Source organism: Streptomyces sp. NPDC087300 (assembly GCF_044744425.1).
In the GTDB taxonomy this organism is placed as follows: domain Bacteria; phylum Actinomycetota; class Actinomycetes; order Streptomycetales; family Streptomycetaceae; genus Streptomyces.
On sequence record NZ_JBIUYI010000007.1, the window covers coordinates 461,397 to 476,663 of the forward strand.

At 71.3% G+C, this 15,267-nt stretch carries 15 protein-coding genes; 6 read left to right on the forward strand and 9 right to left on the reverse strand.

Features of this window, described 5'->3' with window-relative positions; translation table 11 throughout:
• Nucleotides 1-69: 69 nt before the first annotated feature.
• The 3 genes from ACIO9J_RS30355 to ACIO9J_RS30365 all read left to right on the forward strand — a co-directional run bounded on the left by ACIO9J_RS30355 (nt 70) and on the right by ACIO9J_RS30365 (nt 3,623).
• Entirely contained in the window at nt 70-1,251 is a 1,182-nt protein-coding gene (locus ACIO9J_RS30355) for a 4-hydroxybenzoate 3-monooxygenase (protein WP_402006537.1), read from the forward strand.
• 35 nt (nt 1,252-1,286) lie between these two features.
• Complete coding sequence (locus tag ACIO9J_RS30360; RefSeq protein WP_402006539.1) at nt 1,287-2,648, forward strand: MFS transporter; 1,362 nt, start codon at nt 1,287-1,289, stop codon at nt 2,646-2,648.
• A 66-nt stretch (nt 2,649-2,714) separates the two neighbouring features.
• Complete coding sequence (locus ACIO9J_RS30365; RefSeq protein WP_402006542.1) at nt 2,715-3,623, forward strand: Bax inhibitor-1/YccA family protein; 909 nt, start codon at nt 2,715-2,717, stop codon at nt 3,621-3,623.
• Between the two features lie 100 nt (nt 3,624-3,723).
• Here ACIO9J_RS30365 and ACIO9J_RS30370 read toward each other — a convergent pair whose 3' ends face one another.
• Complete coding sequence (locus ACIO9J_RS30370; RefSeq protein ID WP_055545457.1) at nt 3,724-3,954, reverse strand: DUF4287 domain-containing protein; 231 nt, start codon at nt 3,952-3,954, stop codon at nt 3,724-3,726.
• Between the two features lie 102 nt (nt 3,955-4,056).
• On the opposite strand from ACIO9J_RS30370, the gene ACIO9J_RS30375 reads away from it, so the two are divergent.
• On the forward strand, nt 4,057-4,368 hold the full coding sequence (locus tag ACIO9J_RS30375) for a hypothetical protein (protein WP_402006545.1): 312 nt from the start codon (nt 4,057-4,059) through the stop codon (nt 4,366-4,368).
• Between the two features lie 120 nt (nt 4,369-4,488).
• Here ACIO9J_RS30375 and ACIO9J_RS30380 read toward each other — a convergent pair whose 3' ends face one another.
• From ACIO9J_RS30380 to ACIO9J_RS30390, 3 genes are all read right to left on the reverse strand, one after another.
• Nucleotides 4,489-5,316: a hypothetical protein gene (locus ACIO9J_RS30380; protein WP_402006824.1), complete on the reverse strand. Its 828-nt coding sequence runs from the start codon at nt 5,314-5,316 to the stop codon at nt 4,489-4,491.
• Nucleotides 5,317-5,573: 257 nt separating this feature from the next.
• A complete protein-coding gene (locus tag ACIO9J_RS30385) occupies nt 5,574-6,791 on the reverse strand; it encodes an acetyl-CoA C-acetyltransferase (RefSeq protein ID WP_402006548.1) in 1,218 nt (405 codons plus the stop codon).
• A 263-nt stretch (nt 6,792-7,054) separates the two neighbouring features.
• Nucleotides 7,055-8,068, reverse strand: a complete 1,014-nt coding sequence (locus ACIO9J_RS30390; RefSeq protein WP_402006551.1) for an SGNH/GDSL hydrolase family protein — start codon at nt 8,066-8,068, stop codon at nt 7,055-7,057.
• Between the two features lie 173 nt (nt 8,069-8,241).
• Here ACIO9J_RS30390 and ACIO9J_RS30395 point away from each other — a divergent pair, with 173 nt between their 5' ends.
• Entirely contained in the window at nt 8,242-9,627 is a 1,386-nt protein-coding gene (locus ACIO9J_RS30395; RefSeq protein WP_402006554.1) for a cystathionine beta-synthase, read from the forward strand.
• A gap of 315 nt (nt 9,628-9,942) precedes the next feature.
• Here the strand turns inward: ACIO9J_RS30395 and ACIO9J_RS30400 are convergent, their stop codons facing one another.
• Nucleotides 9,943-10,773, reverse strand: a complete 831-nt coding sequence (locus ACIO9J_RS30400; protein ID WP_402006557.1) for a helix-turn-helix transcriptional regulator — start codon at nt 10,771-10,773, stop codon at nt 9,943-9,945.
• Between the two features lie 151 nt (nt 10,774-10,924).
• Here ACIO9J_RS30400 and ACIO9J_RS30405 point away from each other — a divergent pair, with 151 nt between their 5' ends.
• Nucleotides 10,925-11,686 (forward strand): SDR family oxidoreductase, encoded by a 762-nt coding sequence (locus tag ACIO9J_RS30405; RefSeq protein ID WP_402006560.1) that lies wholly within the window; start codon nt 10,925-10,927, stop codon nt 11,684-11,686.
• Between the two features lie 22 nt (nt 11,687-11,708).
• Here the strand turns inward: ACIO9J_RS30405 and ACIO9J_RS30410 are convergent, their stop codons facing one another.
• The 4 genes from ACIO9J_RS30410 to ACIO9J_RS30425 all read right to left on the reverse strand — a co-directional run bounded on the left by ACIO9J_RS30410 (nt 11,709) and on the right by ACIO9J_RS30425 (nt 15,266).
• Entirely contained in the window at nt 11,709-12,131 is a 423-nt protein-coding gene (locus tag ACIO9J_RS30410) for a hypothetical protein (protein WP_402006563.1), read from the reverse strand.
• Between the two features lie 11 nt (nt 12,132-12,142).
• Nucleotides 12,143-13,570 carry a purine-cytosine permease family protein gene (locus ACIO9J_RS30415; protein ID WP_402006565.1) on the reverse strand — a complete coding sequence of 476 codons (1,428 nt, stop codon included), beginning with the start codon at nt 13,568-13,570 and terminating at the stop codon, nt 12,143-12,145.
• Nucleotides 13,571-13,638: 68 nt separating this feature from the next.
• Nucleotides 13,639-14,574: an ABC transporter substrate-binding protein gene (locus tag ACIO9J_RS30420; protein ID WP_402006827.1), complete on the reverse strand. Its 936-nt coding sequence runs from the start codon at nt 14,572-14,574 to the stop codon at nt 13,639-13,641.
• A 20-nt stretch (nt 14,575-14,594) separates the two neighbouring features.
• Nucleotides 14,595-15,266, reverse strand: a complete 672-nt coding sequence (locus tag ACIO9J_RS30425) for an ABC transporter permease (protein WP_402006569.1) — start codon at nt 15,264-15,266, stop codon at nt 14,595-14,597.
• Between the last annotated feature and the right edge of the window lies 1 nt (nt 15,267).

Genomic DNA, 15,267 nt, shown 5'->3' on the forward strand with positions numbered 1-15,267 from the left:
GTTCACCAGGCGAACAAGACGCGCAGGGTGAACGAGCCGGGCTGGGCGAACAAGGCGAGGGGATCGGTCGTGCGCACCACCGTCGGAATCATCGGAGCGGGACCCGCCGGGCTCCTCCTGGCCCGCCTGCTGCACGGCGCGGGCATCGCGTCCGTCGTCCTGGAGAGCCGCGACCGCGCCTACGTGGAGCGGCGCCAGCGCGCCGGAATCCTGGAGCAGGGCACCGTCGACGTGCTGCGCGAGGCCGGCGCGGGCGCCCGCATGGACCGCGAGGGCCTCCCGCACGACGGCATCGAGCTGCGCTTCGACCGCCGCAGGCACCGCGTCGACTTCCCCGCGCTGACCGGCGGCCGCTCCGTGACGGTCTACGCCCAGACCGAGGTCTGCAAGGACCTCATCGCCCTCCAGCTCGCCGACGGCGGCCCGCTGCTCTTCGAGGCGGAGGCGCTCGCCGTGGAGGGCGCGGACACCGAGAACCCCCGGGTCCGCTTCCGCCACCAGGGGCGCGAGGACACCCTCGTATGCGACTACGTGGTGGGCTGCGACGGCTTCTGGGGCGTGGCACGCCCGGCCGTCCCCGAGCACGTCTCGCGCACCTTCGAGCGCACCTATCCCTTCGGCTGGCTCGGCATCCTCGCCGATGTGCCGCCCTCGCACGACGAGCTGATCTACGCCCGCCACGACCGCGGCTTCGCCCTCCTCTCCATGCGCTCGCCGACCGTCACGCGCGCGTACCTCCAGGTCCCCGACGGCACCGACCCGGGCGACTGGTCCGACGACGAGATCTGGGACGAGCTGGACCGGCGCCTGGAGACCGACGACCCGGCCTGGACGCTGCGGCGCGGGCCCGTCACCGCGAAGTCCGTCACGCCCATGCGCAGCTACGTCCACGAGCCGATGCGCCACGGCCGCCTCTTCCTCGCGGGGGACGCCGCGCACATCGTCCCGCCGACCGGCGCCAAGGGCCTCAACCTCGCGGTCGGCGACGTCGTCACCTTCGCCCGCGCGCTCGTCGCCTACCGCGAGCAGGGCGACCCCAGCCGCCTCGACGCCTACTCCGCGACCTGCCTGCGCCGCGTCTGGCAGGCCGAGCGCTTCTCGTACGCGATGACGACGATGCTCCACCGCGCCCCCGACGCCACCCCGTTCGACGACCGCGTCCAGCTGGCCGCGCTCGACCGGATCACCACCGCGCGCGCCGCGGAGACCGACCTCGCCGAGAGCTACACCGGATTCCCCCTGGACCAGTAGGGCCAGCCAGCAGCAGGACCGGAAGGAAGAGCCCCGTGAGCCCCGTGAACCCACCCGAGCGCACCTTCAGAGCCGTCGCGCCCGTCATCGCCCTGTGCTGGCTCGTCGTCTTCTTCGACGGCATGGACGTGAACATCTACGGCGCCGTGATGCCGCACCTCATCGACGACAAGGACTTCGGCTTCACCGCGTCCACCGCGGGCACCGTCGGCTCCTGGACCACCTTCGGCATGCTCGTCGGGGCCCTGGGCTGCGGCACGCTCACCGACTGGCTGGGGCGCAAGCCCATGGTGACGGGCAGCGTCGTCGTCTTCTCGCTGGGCTCCGCGCTGTGCGCGCTCGCGCCGAGCGTGTTCGTCTTCGGCGCGGGACGCTTCGTCTCCGGGCTCGGGCTCGGCGGCCTGATGCCGATCGGGCTCGCGATCGTCGCCGAGTTCGCGCCGCCGCGCAGGGCGGCGCTCGCCACCGGCCTGATGATGACCTCGTACCACGCGGGCGGCATGGCGGCGACGGGCCTCGGGCTCGCGCTCGGCCCCGACCACGGCTGGCGCGTCGTCTTCTGGGCCGGTGTCATACCGGCGCTCGTCGCGGTCCCGCTGGTCCTGAAGTGGCTGCCCGAGTCGCCCGGCGTGCTGTTCGCCAAGGGCCGTACGCGTGAGGCGGAGACGGTCGCCGCCCGCTATCTGCTGCCCGCCCCGACCCGGGCCGAGGCCCCGGAGGCGGGCGCCAGGGGCCGCTTCGCCGCCGTCGCCTCGCTCTTCGGGCCCGGACAGCGCCTCGCGACGCCGCTGATGTGGCTGGCCTCCTTCGCGGGCCTGCTCCTCGTCTACGGAGTCTCCACCTGGCTGCCCGAGCTGATGCGCGCCTCCGGCTACTCCCTCTCCTCCTCCGTGACCTTCCTCATGGTGATCAACGCGGGCGGCATCGTCGGCATGCTCGTCGCGGGCCGCACCGCCGACCGCTTCGGTGCGGTCAAGGTCTCCGCGGTCTGGTTCCTGCTCACCGCCTGCGGCGCCTTCCTGCTCAAGGCCCACCTGCCGCTCGGCGTCGCCTACGCCGTCGTCTTCGTCACCGGCATCTGGCTCTTCTCCGCGCAGGTCATGGTGTACGCGGCCGCACCCTCGGTCTACACGCCCGCCCAGCGCGCCACGGGGCTCGGCTGGGTCACCGGGGTCGGGCGCACCGGCGCGGTCGTCGGGCCCTGGCTCGGCGGCGCTGTGGTGGCGGGCGGCAACGCCTCCCTCGGCTTCACCACCTTCGCGGTCGCCGCGGTCCTCGGCGCCGTCGCCATCTCGCTGGTGCCACTCGTGCGGCGGAACGATTCCGATCCGGGAACAGTGGGGGCCGTTCCACGCGTTCTCCGTCACAGTGAGGGAAAGATCCTCCCCAAGCACTAGGCTCATCCCTTTGCCTACGCATTACTCTTGGAGCAAAGCCACGCACGGTGGCCATGGAGGAGTGAAATGAGGAGCAGTAACCCGGTCTTCTCGCGACGGGGGTTCAGCCGCGACAACGGCTACGCCGGCTTCGGCCAGCAGCCGCAGGCCGGGGGACCCGCAGGCGCGACCCAGACCCAGCAGGGCAATCCGTACGGCGGCCAGCAGGCCCCCGCGGGCAACCCCTACGCGACGAATCCGTACGCCCAGCAGGACGTGCAGTACGGCGCGCCCCAGGCGCCCGTAACCACCGGCCGCATGACGATGGACGACGTCGTCATGCGCACCGCCACCACGCTCGGCACGCTCGTGGTCACGGCCGCGCTCGCCTGGGCGCTGCTGCCGGTCGACGACGCCAACATCAGCAAGTCGTACGGCATCGCGATCGGCGCCGGCCTCATCGCGATGGTGCTGGGTCTCGTCCAGGCGTTCAAGCGCAAGGCGTCCCCCGCGCTGATCCTGACGTACGCGGCGCTTGAGGGTGTCTTCCTCGGCGTCGTCTCCAGCGTCGTCGACAACCGCATCGCGAGCGGCGCGGCCATGCAGGCCGTCCTCGGCACGATGGCCGTCTTCATCGGCGTCCTCGTGGCGTACAAGGCGGGCTGGATCCGCGTCAACCGTCGCTTCTACGGCTTCGTGATGGCCGCCGCGATGGGCTTCCTGCTGCTGACCGCCGTGAACCTGCTGTTCGCGGTCATCGGCGGCGGTGACGGTCTGGGCTTCCGCAGCGGCGGCCTCGGCATCGTCTTCGGCATCGTCGGCATCCTGCTCGGCGCGTGCTTCCTGGCCCTGGACTTCAAGCAGGTCGAGGACGGCATCGCGTACGGGGCGCCGAAGGAAGAGGCGTGGCTCGCCGCGTTCGGTCTGACGATGACCCTCGTCTGGATCTACATGGAGTTCCTGCGCCTGATCGCCATCTTCTCGGGCAACGACTGACGGGACCTCGCCGGGTGACCGGCGGCCGAAGGGCCCGCGGACCGATTCCGGTTCGCGGGCCCTTCGCCGTATCGGGTGAGGGATTTCTCGGGGGTGTGGATCAGAGGAACTTGCGGGCGGCCCGCCTGAGGTCGTACTCGTGGATGATTGCCTTCGCGTGGCCGTACGCGAGGTTGTGTTCGGCGCGGAGCCAGCTGACCTTCTCCTCGAAGCGGAAGAGAGAGGGGCCTTCGTCCACGGCGCGCAGCCAGTCGGAGACTTCACGACCGGTGCAGTGGGGGATTCGGGCGAGCAGGTTGCGGTGGGTCTCCTCGGAGAAGACTTGGGACATCGGCGCCTCCGGACGCGTCGCGATGTGTTCCGTCCTTCACGCCACCGTGCCTGAGGGTTGGGGTGTTGGCAACAGTCCCGGAAAGGCGCATAAGGTCGCGGGGTGCTCGATACGACGCCTTTGACGGCCGCTGTGGACCATTTCGCCGACCGGCTGCGGGCCGCGCCGCAGAGCAGACTCCAGCGGGGGGCGGCGACGGAAGCGCTCGCCCTCGCCAGGGAGTTGGCGGTCAGGGCCCAGCGCCTGGAGGCGCCGGGCTCCGAGCCGCGGGAGATGCCGGACGCGGGGATGTTCGCCGCGGCGGATCAGATCACCGTCGCGGGGCGGGACTTGGCGCTCGTCCTCGCGGATCGCGTCGGGCTTGAGGAGGCGCTTCAGCTTGTCGCCGAGGCGCAGAAGAGGGCCGGGGTGTAGCCAGGTCCTCGTCGGCTGCGGGTCGGTGGGGGTTGCTCGCGCCCACGCGGCGGAGCCGCAGATGTCACAGCCCCGCGCCCCTTATGGGGCGCCCCCGGACGCGGCGCCCCTCACGGGGCCTCAGACCGATGCGATGACCCGGTCCGCCAGGATGTAGACGTTCTCGGTGCCGCACTCGAAGGTCAGCGCGTAGGCGCCGGAGACGCCGGAGCCGCCGAGCAGGACCGGGGTGTGGCCGGCGCGCAGCGCGTCGGCGAGCAGCTCCGCCGTCTCGCGGTGGCCGGGGGTCATGCACAGCGTCGTGCCGTCCGCGAAGACGTACACGTCCAGGGTGCCCAGCGGGCCGGGGCGGACGTCGGCCAGCGCGGTGCGCGCGCCGGCCAGCTCCTCCAGGCACGCCACGGTGCGCTCGTGGTCGCCGTAGCCCTCGGCGGCGGGGGCGGCCTGCACCGGCACGAAGTCCGGGTGCGAGGGGTGGCGGCGGCGGGCGGCGGCCAGCTCGGGGGAGTCCCCGGCGAACTCGTCGGCCGCCGGGTCCGCGAACGGCTCGATGACCGGTTCCAGGCTGTCCGCCTCGATGCCGGCGAAGTCCGCCTGGCGGGGCAGGAAGAGCTCGTCGGCGATGCCGTCGTGCAGCCCGGGGAGGCCGCTGAGGAGGGACGGCGCGTCGGAGGCGTCACGGGCCTCCTGGGCGGCCCAGAACGCGCGCGCCTCGGCGAGCTCGCGCTCCCGCTCCTCGGCGAGCGCCTCGGCCACGGCCGCGCGTATCTCGTCGGTGTCAGGTGTGCGGGCGCCCGGCACCGTGGGGTGCGGGGCGTTCGCGGCACGGCTGTCGGCCAGCTCGGTGCGCAGGACCGTGAGCTGCTTCCGGAGCCCGTACACGGCGTGCAGGGCGGCGGCGCCCACGGCCGTGGCAGCGGCCGTGGAGAGCAGCAGGGCAAGAGGCATGGCGCTCACTGACGTACTCCCGGTTTCAAGTCGACCCCCGACTTCCTACATCAGCTTGAAGCCTGCACGATCCAGCTGTCAGTGCATTACGTCACGAATTGGACAGGTCTTTCGACCCGGTGTTTATCCACAGATGCACTCTGAGCTGGGCATATGTATCTCCCCCAGGAGATAGGTCACATCCTGGGGGAGATTGGGTCACGAACAGGTGCAGGGACTGAGCGTCAGCCCCGCGAACTGTGTGTCAGCGAATTCGCCTAGCTCAGGCGCTCGATGACCATCGCCATGCCCTGGCCGCCGCCCACGCACATCGTCTCCAGGCCGAACTGCTTGTCGTGGAACTGGAGGGAATTGATGAGCGTGCCGGTGATGCGGGCGCCCGTCATGCCGAAGGGGTGGCCGACGGCGATGGCGCCGCCGTTGACGTTCAGCTTGTCGAGCGGGATCTCCAGGTCGCGGTACGAGGGGATCACCTGGGCGGCGAAGGCCTCGTTGATCTCGAAGAGGTCGATGTCGTCGACGGTGAGACCGGCGCGGGACAGGGCCTGCTTCGACGCTTCCACCGGGCCGAGGCCCATGATCTCGGGGGAGAGGCCGGTGACGCCGGTGGAGACGATGCGGGCGAGCGGGGTCAGGCCCAGCTCGCGGGCCTTGGTGTCGCTCATGATCACGAGGGCGGCGGCGCCGTCGTTCAGCGGGCAGCAGTTGCCCGCGGTGACCAGGCCGTCGGGGCGGAAGACGGGCTTGAGTCCCCCGACGCCTTCGAGGGTGACGCCGGCGCGGGGTCCGTCGTCCTTGCTGACGACGGTCCCGTCGGGGGTCGTCACCGGGGTGATCTCGCGCTCCCAGAAGCCGTTCTTGATGGCTTCCTCGGCGAGGTTCTGCGAGCGGACGCCGAACTCGTCCATGTCCTGGCGGGTGACGCCCTTGGCGCGGGCCAGGTTCTCCGCGGTCTGCCCCATCGCGATGTACGCGTCCGGGATCAGGCCGTCCTCGCGCGGGTCGTGCCAGCTGGAGCCCGTGGACTCGGAGACGGCCTTGGTGCGGGCCTGGGCGTCGTCGAAGAGGGGGTTGCGGGCCTCGAGGATGTCGGACGAGCCGTTCACGCTGCGCGAGACCATCTCGACGCCCGCCGAGATGAACACGTCGCCCTCGCCCGCCTTGATGGCGTGCAGGGCCATGCGGCTCGTCTGGAGGGACGAGGAGCAGTAGCGCGTGATCGTACAGCCGGGAAGGTGGTCCATCCCCATCTGCACGGCCACGATGCGGCCCAGGTTGTGCCCCTGCTCACCGCCCGGCAGACCACAGCCGAGCATCAGGTCGTCGATGTCCTTCGGGTCGAGCTCGGGCACCTTGGCGAGCGCGGCCTGGATGATCGTGGCGGTCAGGTCGTCCGGGCGCAGATCCTTCAGCGACCCCTTGAAGGCGCGGCCGATCGGGGTGCGGGCGGCGGAGACGATCACGGCTTCTGGCATTACGCGCTCCAGGGGGAGGAGGGGCAGGGCTCAGAGCGAAGTTACCCGCACGTAATGCCCAGGGTCACGGGGTGGAACGTGTGACACGGGACGCACTTCTAAGCGGGCGCTCAGGCCGTGGGCCCCGGGCGGTGGGGGTCGTGCTTCACCTGCGGGCCGGTCGGGGGTGCTCGCGCAGTTCCCCGCGCCCCTGACGGGGCCCCGCAAGGGGCGCGGGGAACTGCGCGGCCAGCCCCCACCGGCCCGCGGATAAGGACGAGACCTCAGTGGGGCAGCGGTGACGCCTCGTGAGTCTGGATGCGGCGCCGGCGACGGCGCTTGAGGAGCGCCCACGGCCCCCGTGGCCCCGTCGGCATCGCGGCGGTGACCTCCGTGCCGCCCTCGGAGGCGGCCTGCGCCGCCGCCCGTGCCACGGGCAGGAACCCCTCGCGCCGGGACACGTCGGGGCGCTCCTCCTCCGGCCAGAGCCCGAGCGCCGCGCACAACGTGGGGAGCACCGCCATCGCCGCCGTCGCGTACCCCTCCGCCGAGGGGTGGTAGTTGTCGGGACCGAACAGCTCCCTGGGGTTGGCGTAGAACTCGGGACCGAGCAGATCGCCCAGCGACACCGTGCGCCCGCCCTGCTCGACCACGCCGATCGTCTGCGCCGCGGCCAGCTGCCGCGAGACCCGGCGGGCCATCCACCGCAGCGGCTGGTAGACGTTCTCGACGGTGCCCAGGTCGGGGCAGGTCCCGACGACCACCTCCGCCCCCGCCGTCCGCAGCCTGCGCACCGCGGCCGAGAGGTGGCGCACCGAGCGGGTCGGCGGCATCCGGTGCGTCACGTCGTTCGCGCCGATCATGACCACGCAGACGTCGGGCACCCAGGCGGGGTCCGAGAGGATCAGCGTCACCTGGCGGTCCAGGTCGTCCGACTGGGCGCCCGGCAGCGCCACGTTGCGCAGGTCCACGGGGCGCTCGGCGACCGCGGCGAGCCCGGAGGCGAGCAGCGCCGCGGGGGTCTGCCTGGCCCGGTGGACGCCCTGGCCCGCGGCCGTGGAGTCGCCGAGCATCGCGAACCGCACCGGTTCGCAGGAGGCGGAGCGGTCGGCGAACGCCCTGCCGTAGCGCCCGTCGGCCCGGGGTGGGTCCCCGTGCGCCCCGCCGCCCACGGACCGCTTCGCCAGCTGCACCTCGGCGAGCACCACGCCCACCGTGGCGGCCCCGAGCAGCCCGATGCCGCCGCCGCCGTACGCCGCGCCCGCGGCGATCCGCCGTGCCACCCTCGCCCTCGACATGCCCTGCAGCCACCTCCTTGTGCCGTACCGCCCGTACCCCGTCATACGGCCGTACCTCAACTCATTGCCCCGTAAGCACGGTCGGCCAATCGCAAGCGGAGGTGAACGGATGAGCCGGACCCTTAGGCTGACCGCACCAATTCGTCGCACTACATCGCAGCCCGGAGACAACGGTGCAATTCCACGACTCGATGATCAGTCTCGTCGGCAACACCCCGCTGGTGAGGCTCAACAACGTGACCGCGGGCATCCAGGCGACCGTCCTGGCCAAGGTCGAGTACTTCAACCCCGGCGGATCCGTGAAGGACCGCATCGCGCTGCGCATGATCGAGGCGGCCGAACAGAGCGGGGAGCTGAAGCCCGGCGGCACCATCGTCGAGCCCACCTCCGGCAACACCGGGGTCGGTCTCGCCATCGTGGCCCAGCAGAAGGGCTACAAGTGCATCTTCGTCTGCCCCGACAAGGTGTCCCTCGACAAGATCAACGTGCTGCGCGCGTACGGCGCCGACGTAGTGGTCTGCCCCACGGCCGTCGATCCCGAGCACCCGGATTCGTACTACAACGTCTCCGACCGGCTCGTACGCGAGACGCCCGGCGCCTGGAAGCCCGACCAGTACAGCAACCCGAACAACCCGCTCTCGCACTACCACTCCACAGGACCCGAGCTCTGGGAGCAGACGGAGGGGAAGATCACCCACTTCGTTACGGGCATCGGCACCGGCGGCACCATCTCCGGTACGGGCGGCTATCTGAAGGAGATCTCCAAGGGCGCGGTCACCGTCGTCGGCGCCGACCCCGAGGGGTCCGTGTACTCGGGCGGCTCCGGGCGGCCCTACCTCGTCGAGGGCGTCGGTGAGGACTTCTGGCCGACCGCGTACGACAGGAACGTGACCGACGAGATCGTCGCGGTGTCCGACAAGGACTCCTTCCAGATGACGCGGCGCCTGGCCAAGGAGGAGGGCCTCCTCGTCGGCGGGTCCTGCGGCATGGCCGTCGTGGCGGCGCTGCGGGTCGCCGAGCGGCTCGGCCCCGACGACGTCGTGGTCGTGCTGCTCCCGGACAGCGGCCGCGGCTACATGAGCAAGATCTTCAGCGACGAGTGGATGAACGACTACGGCTTCCTGGAGGACGAGGGGGACCAGCCGAAGGTCGGCGACGTGCTGCGCCGCAAGGAGGGCGGCGAGCTGCCCTCGCTGGTCCACATGCACCCCGAGGAGACGGTCGGCGAGGCCATCGAGGTCCTGCGCGAGTACGGCGTCTCGCAGATGCCCATCGTGAAGCCGGGCGCGGGACACCCCGACGTGATGGCCGCCGAGGTCATCGGCTCGGTCGTCGAGCGCGAGCTGCTCGACGCCCTGTTCGCGCAGCGCGCCTCGCTCTCCGACCCGCTGGAGAAGCACATGTCGGACCCGCTGCCGCAGGTCGGCTCCGGTGAGCCGGTGGCGGACCTGATGTCGGTGCTGGGCCGTGCGGACGCGGCGATCGTCCTGGTCGAGGGCAAGCCGACCGGCGTGGTCAGCAGGCAGGACCTGCTCGCGTTCCTCGCCGAGCAGGGGTGAACTTCGCGGAAGTGGTACGAGCGCGACACGTTGGCGCAGCACACGCTTAACACGGCTGCGGCACATTGATGTCTGTCGGCGTCAGGAACTCCGGAGCGGCTCCCGGATCCGTGGACGCCGGACGTGGCACCGGCCCTGACCGGTGTGCGCGTCCCCCGCGGGGATCGCCGTCGTCCCGCCCCCTGGGTTTCCGGGGGTGCGGCGGTCCCCGCGGTAGCGCTCCGCTGGGTTGGGCGGGGTCTCGGGTGCGGGTCTGTGGGGGCCGGCCGCGCAGTTCCCCGCGCCCCTGAAGCTCGCCCCTTCGGGGCTTGCTTCCTAAGGGGTGCTCAGCGCCCAGCTGCCCAGCAGGGACAGGCGGTCCGCTGATTCCGTGCCTGGTTCCGGGGTGTAGACGACCAGGAGTTGTTCGGGGTCGCCGGGGAGCGTCAGGGTTTCGTAGGGCAGGATCAGCTCGCCGACGAGCGGGTGGGTGATGCGCTTGGTGCCGTGGGTCTTCTCCTTGACCTGGTGGTCCGCCCACAGCCGGCGGAAGTCCTCGCTCTTGACGGACAACTCGCCGACCAGCGAGGCGAGTTCGCCGTCGTCGGGGCGGCGGGCCGCGTCCAGGCGCAGATAGGCCACCGTCTCGGCCGCCACCGCCTCCCACTCGGGGTAGCAGTCGCGCCCCGGGCCCTCCAGGAAGACCTGGCGGGGGATGTTGCGCTCGGCGGGCGGCAGCTGGGAGAAGCCGTTGAGGGCGTCGGCCAGCGCGTTCCAGGCGAGTACGTCCATGCGGCGGCCGAAGATGAAGGCCGGTGCCCGGTCGATGGTGTCGAGCAGCAGCCGCAGGCCGGGGCGGACCCGCTGGGCCGTGGGCCGCTCGGCGCGGGGGCGCGGGCGCGGCCTCGCCACCGTGCGCAGGTAGGCGTGCTCGGTGTCGTCGAGGCGCAGCACGCGGGCGATGGAGTCCAGTACGGCGTCGGAGACCGAGGGGCCCCTGCCCTGTTCGAGCCGGATGTAGTAGTCCACGCTCACGCCCGCCAGCTGCGCGACCTCCTCGCGGCGCAGGCCCGGTACGCGGCGGCGGCCGTGCGAGGCGAGCCCGACCTCGTCGGGCTGTATGCGTGCGCGCCGTGAGCGCAGGAAGTCTCCGATGTCCCCGTCCATGCGCCCGATCCTAGGCTGGCGCGCGGATTCCAGCCTGGTACTGGCGTACCCAGGAAAAGCGCTGCCCTGGGTAGCGGCGGGCGGGGAGCCCAGAGTGGTGATCGCCGCCGGACGGACGTCCGGAGGGCAGCCATCACAAGGGAGTCCGGACATGTCGTACGAGAACCTGCAGGGCCGCACCGCCGTCGTCACCGGGGCCGCCAGCGGCATCGGGGAGTCCACCGCACGGCTGCTGGCCGCGGGCGGCGCCAGGGTCGTGCTGCTCGCCCGGCGCGCGGAGCGCCTCGCGGAGCTGGCCGCCAAGATCGAGGCGGACGGCGGCCGGGCGCTCGCCGTCGCGGCCGACATCACCGACCAGGCGTCGGTGGACGCCGCAGTCGAGCGGGTGCACGCCGTGTTCGGCACGGTGGACCTGGTGGTGAACTCGGCGGGCGTGATGCTGCCGAACCCGGTCACGGACGGCCGCACCGACGAGTGGCAGCGGATGCTGGACACCAACGTGGCGGGCGCGCTGCGGATCGTGCGGGCCTTCGCCGCCGACCTGATCGACGCGGCCGCCGAGGGGCGCAGCGCGGACCTGGTGAACATCTCGTCCATCGGCGCGCACATCGCGTTCCCGCACTACGCGGTGTACGGCGCGACGAAGGCCGCGCTGACCTATCTGTCGGAGTCGCTGCGCACCGAGTTCGGCCCGCGCGACGTGCGCGTCACCAACATCGAGCCGGGCTTCACGGACACCGAGCTGCGCGGGCACGTCGACAACGCGGAGCTCTCGGGACTGCTGGAGGGCATGTTCGCCGAGGTGGGCGCGCTCGTCCCGGAGGACGTCGCCGACCTGATCGGGTACGCGGCCAGCCGCCCGCGCCACGTCAATCTGCGCCAGCTGATCGTGCTGCCCACGCGCCAGGTGTGAGCGGTGGGTCCGGGGCCCTGCCTCAGTCGTCGTCCCACTCCGAGGTGCGCCCCCGGTTCCCGCGGCCGAAGTTCGCCCCGCGCACGGCCTGCACCGCGTTGATGCCGACGATGCCGGCCCAGGTGGTGAAGAGACCGGCCATCCCGGCGTTGACCACGCCGATCGCGGACAGCGGCACGGCGAGGACCAGCGAGATCACGCCGAAGCCGAACCGCTCGCCCCACGAGTCCACGGGGCTCGCCGGGGAGCGGGCGCCACGGGCGACGACCATCTGCTGCTCGGCGAGATGGCGTCGCATGCGCCGGTCGATGGTGCCGTCCAGGCGCTGCTCGACCTTCCCGAGGAACGAGTCGACCAAGGCGGAGTCGTACTCTTCGCCGAGCTCTCTGCGGGCGTGCAGAGTGGCGTCGAGTTCCTTCTTGAGTTCGGCGTCACGGGCTTCCATATCCGGTTACGTTACGGCGCCGGAGCCTCGGTCGCGGTGGGGCTAACCCCCCTTTCCACCCGGGGCCCAGCCCCAGGGGCGGGCGGGTTGCGCCGGGCCAGCGCCCAGTAGAGCACCGCGGGCACCACGAGACCCACGATCCACGAGATGTCGGCGCCGCCGAGCGGGTCGACCAGCGCGCCCGTGTAGAAGTGCGTGACCAGGAACGGCAGCTGGGCGAGGAGCCCCACGCCGTAGACGACCAGGGCGTCCCAGCGCCAGGCGCCGTAGCGGCCGCAGGGGTCGAAGAGGGCGGGGATGTCGTACCGCTCGCGCGAGATCAGGTAGTAGTCGACCAGGTTGATCGCCGACCAGGGCGTGAAGAAGGTCAGCAGGAACAGCAGGAAGTCCTTGAAGGACGACAGGAAGCTGTCCTTGCCGAGCAGCGCGACCGCCGTACCCGCCACCATGATCACCGCGATGTAGGCGGCCCGCCCGCGCGGCCCGATGACCTTCTGGCCGCGGAAGCCGCTGATGCTCGTCACCATCGACATGAAGCCGCCGTAGGTGTTGAGCACGTTGATGGTCAGCTTGCCGAGCGCGATCACGAAGTAGAGGAAGGAGGCGATCAGGCCGGTGCCGCCGAGGCCGACGACGTAGCCGACCTGGTTGGCGAGGAAGGCGTCGCCCGCGCTCGCCGCCACCAGGACGCCGAACGTCATCGACCACTGCGAGCCGATCGCCGAGCCCGACAGGGTCCACCAGAAGGTGGCCTTCGCCGACGTCGTACGCGGCAGGTAACGCGAGTAGTCCGCCACGTACGGGCCGAAGGCGAGCTGCCAGGAGGCCGAGAGGGAGACGGCGAGCAGGAACATCGGCAGGTCGAAGTGGGCGTCGTGCAGGAGCGCGGAGAGGTCGACGCGGTCCAGGAGACGGATACCGAGGTAGACGAAGGCGAGCGCGCAGATCACGCTCGCCACCCGGCCGAGGACGTGGATGACGCGGTAGCCGACCGCCGCCATGACCGCGGTGATCACGGCGAAGACCACGATGCCGGTGGTGTCGTTCGTGTGCGTGAGCTCGGCGGTGGCCTGCCCGGCGAGCACGCTGCCGCTCGCGAAGAACCCGACGTACATCAGGATCACCAGGAGCAGCGGGACGACCGCGCCCTTCACGCCGAACTGGGCGCGGGACTGGATCATCTGCGGCAGGCCCAGCTTCGGCCCCTGCGCGGAGTGCAGCGCCATCACCGCGCCGCCCAGGAGGTTGCCGAGGACGAGGCCGACGAGCGACCAGACCACGTCGCCGCCGAAGACGACGGCGAGCGCGCCCGTGACGACCGCGGTGATCTGGAGGTTGGCGCCGAGCCAGAGGGTGAACTGACTGAACGCCGTGCCGTGCCGTTCGTCGTCGGGGACGACGTCGATGGAGCGCCGCTCCACGAGATCCTCTGCTGCCATGATGCGCTGAACTCCCTGCTGTCTGCCGTGAGTTGGTGCGTTCCTTCAGCTACTTCTCGGTGCTGCCGCTACTTCTTGGTGATGCCGTGCTTCTCCGCCCAGTCCTGGGCGACGTCCTCCGGGTCCTTCTTGTCCTTGTCCACCAGGCGGTTGAGCTCGGTGAGGTCCTCGGTCGTCAGACGGGCGCCGAGCCGGGCGAGCGCCTTGCGTACGGTCGAGTCGGCCTTGCGGTCGGCGATCAGCGGGACGACGTGCTGGCCGGGGATCAGGTTCTTGGGGTCGGTGAGGACGACCCACTTCTCGGCGACGATGTCGGTGTCGGTGGTGAAGAGGTTCGCCACGTCGACGTCGCCCTTGCGCAGCGCGCCCTTCACCAGCGGGCCCGAGGAGTCCAGGGACTTGAACTCCTTGAACTCCACGCCGTACACGTCCTTGAGGCCGACCGCGCCGACCTCGCGCTTCTTCACCTCGGGGGCGGCGCCGATGACGAGCTTGCCGTTGTGCTTCGCCAGGTCGGCGAGGGACTTGAGGCCGTACTCGTCGGCGGTCTCGCGGGTGACGACGAACGCGTCGGAGTCCTCGGCCATCCCGTACGGCAGGATCTGCAGGCCGCGCGGCAGGGCCATGGCGAGGGCGTTCTGCATCTCGCCCTCCTCGGTGGCCTTCGCCTTGGTGTCCAGGTAGTGCAGGAGGGCGCCCTGGTACTCGGGCAGCAGGTCGATGTCGCCGCCCTTGAGCGCGGGGATGAGGATCTCGCGGGTGCCGAGGTTGGGGCGGACCTTGGTGCTGACGCCCGCCGCTTCGAGGGCGGCGGCGTACAGGTGTCCCAGGACCTGGTTCTCGGTGAAGTTGGCGGTGCCGATGGTCACGCCGTCCTTGCTCGACCCGCCGCCCCCGCCGCCGGAGCCGCCGCCGTCGAGGGAGGTGATGCCGCCGCTGCACGAGGCGAGCGCGGGGACGGAGGCGGCGGCGAGGAGCCCGCCGAGGAGTTTCCTGCGGTTGATGGGGGGCATCTTGCTTGCTCCTAGGCGGACTTGGCGGGGCGGTGACGGAAGAGGACGCGCTGGAGTGCGGAGAGCGCGAGGTCGAGGACGACGGCGACGAGGGCCACGAGCACGGCGCCGCCGAGCACCTGGACCAGGTCGCGCTGGGCGAGCCCGTCGAAGACGTAGCGGCCGAGTCCGCCGAAGGAGACGTACGCGGCGATGGTGGCGGTCGCGACGACCTGGATCAGCGCGAGCCGCAGGCCCGTCATGATCAGCGGCAGCGCGAGCGGCAACTCGACCTGGAACAGCACCTGGTGGGCCCGCATGCCCTGGCCGCGCGCGGCGTCCTTCACCTCCGCGTCGACGGCGGTCATGCCCGCGTACGTGTTGGTGACGATGGACGGCACCGCGAGGGCGACGAGCGCGATGTAGACGGGCCACATGGACAGGCCGCTCGCCAGGAAGACGAGGACGACGAGGCCCACGGTGGGCAGCGCGCGGCCGAACGAGGACAGGTTGATGGCGACGAACGCGCCGCGTCCGGTGTGCCCGATGAGCAGGCCGACCGGCAGCGCGATGACGGCGGCGATCAGCGTGGCGAGCAGCGAGTACTGGAGGTGCTCGGCGAGCCGGTGCCCGATGCCGTCGGGGCCCGTCCACTGTTCGCCGCTGACCAGCCAGGCGCCGAGGTCCTTGAAGAGTTCGTACATG

What these genes read in the sequence shown, in the direction of transcription:
- ACIO9J_RS30365 (WP_402006542.1), top strand. Translation starts at nt 2,715, where the DNA reads ATGAGGAGCAGTAACCCGGTCTTCTCGCGACGGGGGTTCAGCCGCGAC.
- ACIO9J_RS30370 (WP_055545457.1), bottom strand. Translation starts at nt 3,954, where the DNA reads ATGTCCCAAGTCTTCTCCGAGGAGACCCACCGCAACCTGCTCGCCCGA.
- ACIO9J_RS30380 (WP_402006824.1), bottom strand. Translation starts at nt 5,316, where the DNA reads ATGCCTCTTGCCCTGCTGCTCTCCACGGCCGCTGCCACGGCCGTGGGC.
- ACIO9J_RS30385 (WP_402006548.1), bottom strand. Translation starts at nt 6,791, where the DNA reads ATGCCAGAAGCCGTGATCGTCTCCGCCGCCCGCACCCCGATCGGCCGC.
- ACIO9J_RS30390 (WP_402006551.1), bottom strand. Translation starts at nt 8,068, where the DNA reads ATGTCGAGGGCGAGGGTGGCACGGCGGATCGCCGCGGGCGCGGCGTAC.
- ACIO9J_RS30400 (WP_402006557.1), bottom strand. Translation starts at nt 10,773, where the DNA reads ATGGACGGGGACATCGGAGACTTCCTGCGCTCACGGCGCGCACGCATA.
- ACIO9J_RS30405 (WP_402006560.1), top strand. Translation starts at nt 10,925, where the DNA reads ATGTCGTACGAGAACCTGCAGGGCCGCACCGCCGTCGTCACCGGGGCC.
- ACIO9J_RS30410 (WP_402006563.1), bottom strand. Translation starts at nt 12,131, where the DNA reads ATGGAAGCCCGTGACGCCGAACTCAAGAAGGAACTCGACGCCACTCTG.
- ACIO9J_RS30415 (WP_402006565.1), bottom strand. Translation starts at nt 13,570, where the DNA reads ATGGCAGCAGAGGATCTCGTGGAGCGGCGCTCCATCGACGTCGTCCCC.
- ACIO9J_RS30425 (WP_402006569.1), bottom strand. Translation starts at nt 15,266, where the DNA reads ATGTACGAACTCTTCAAGGACCTCGGCGCCTGGCTGGTCAGCGGCGAA.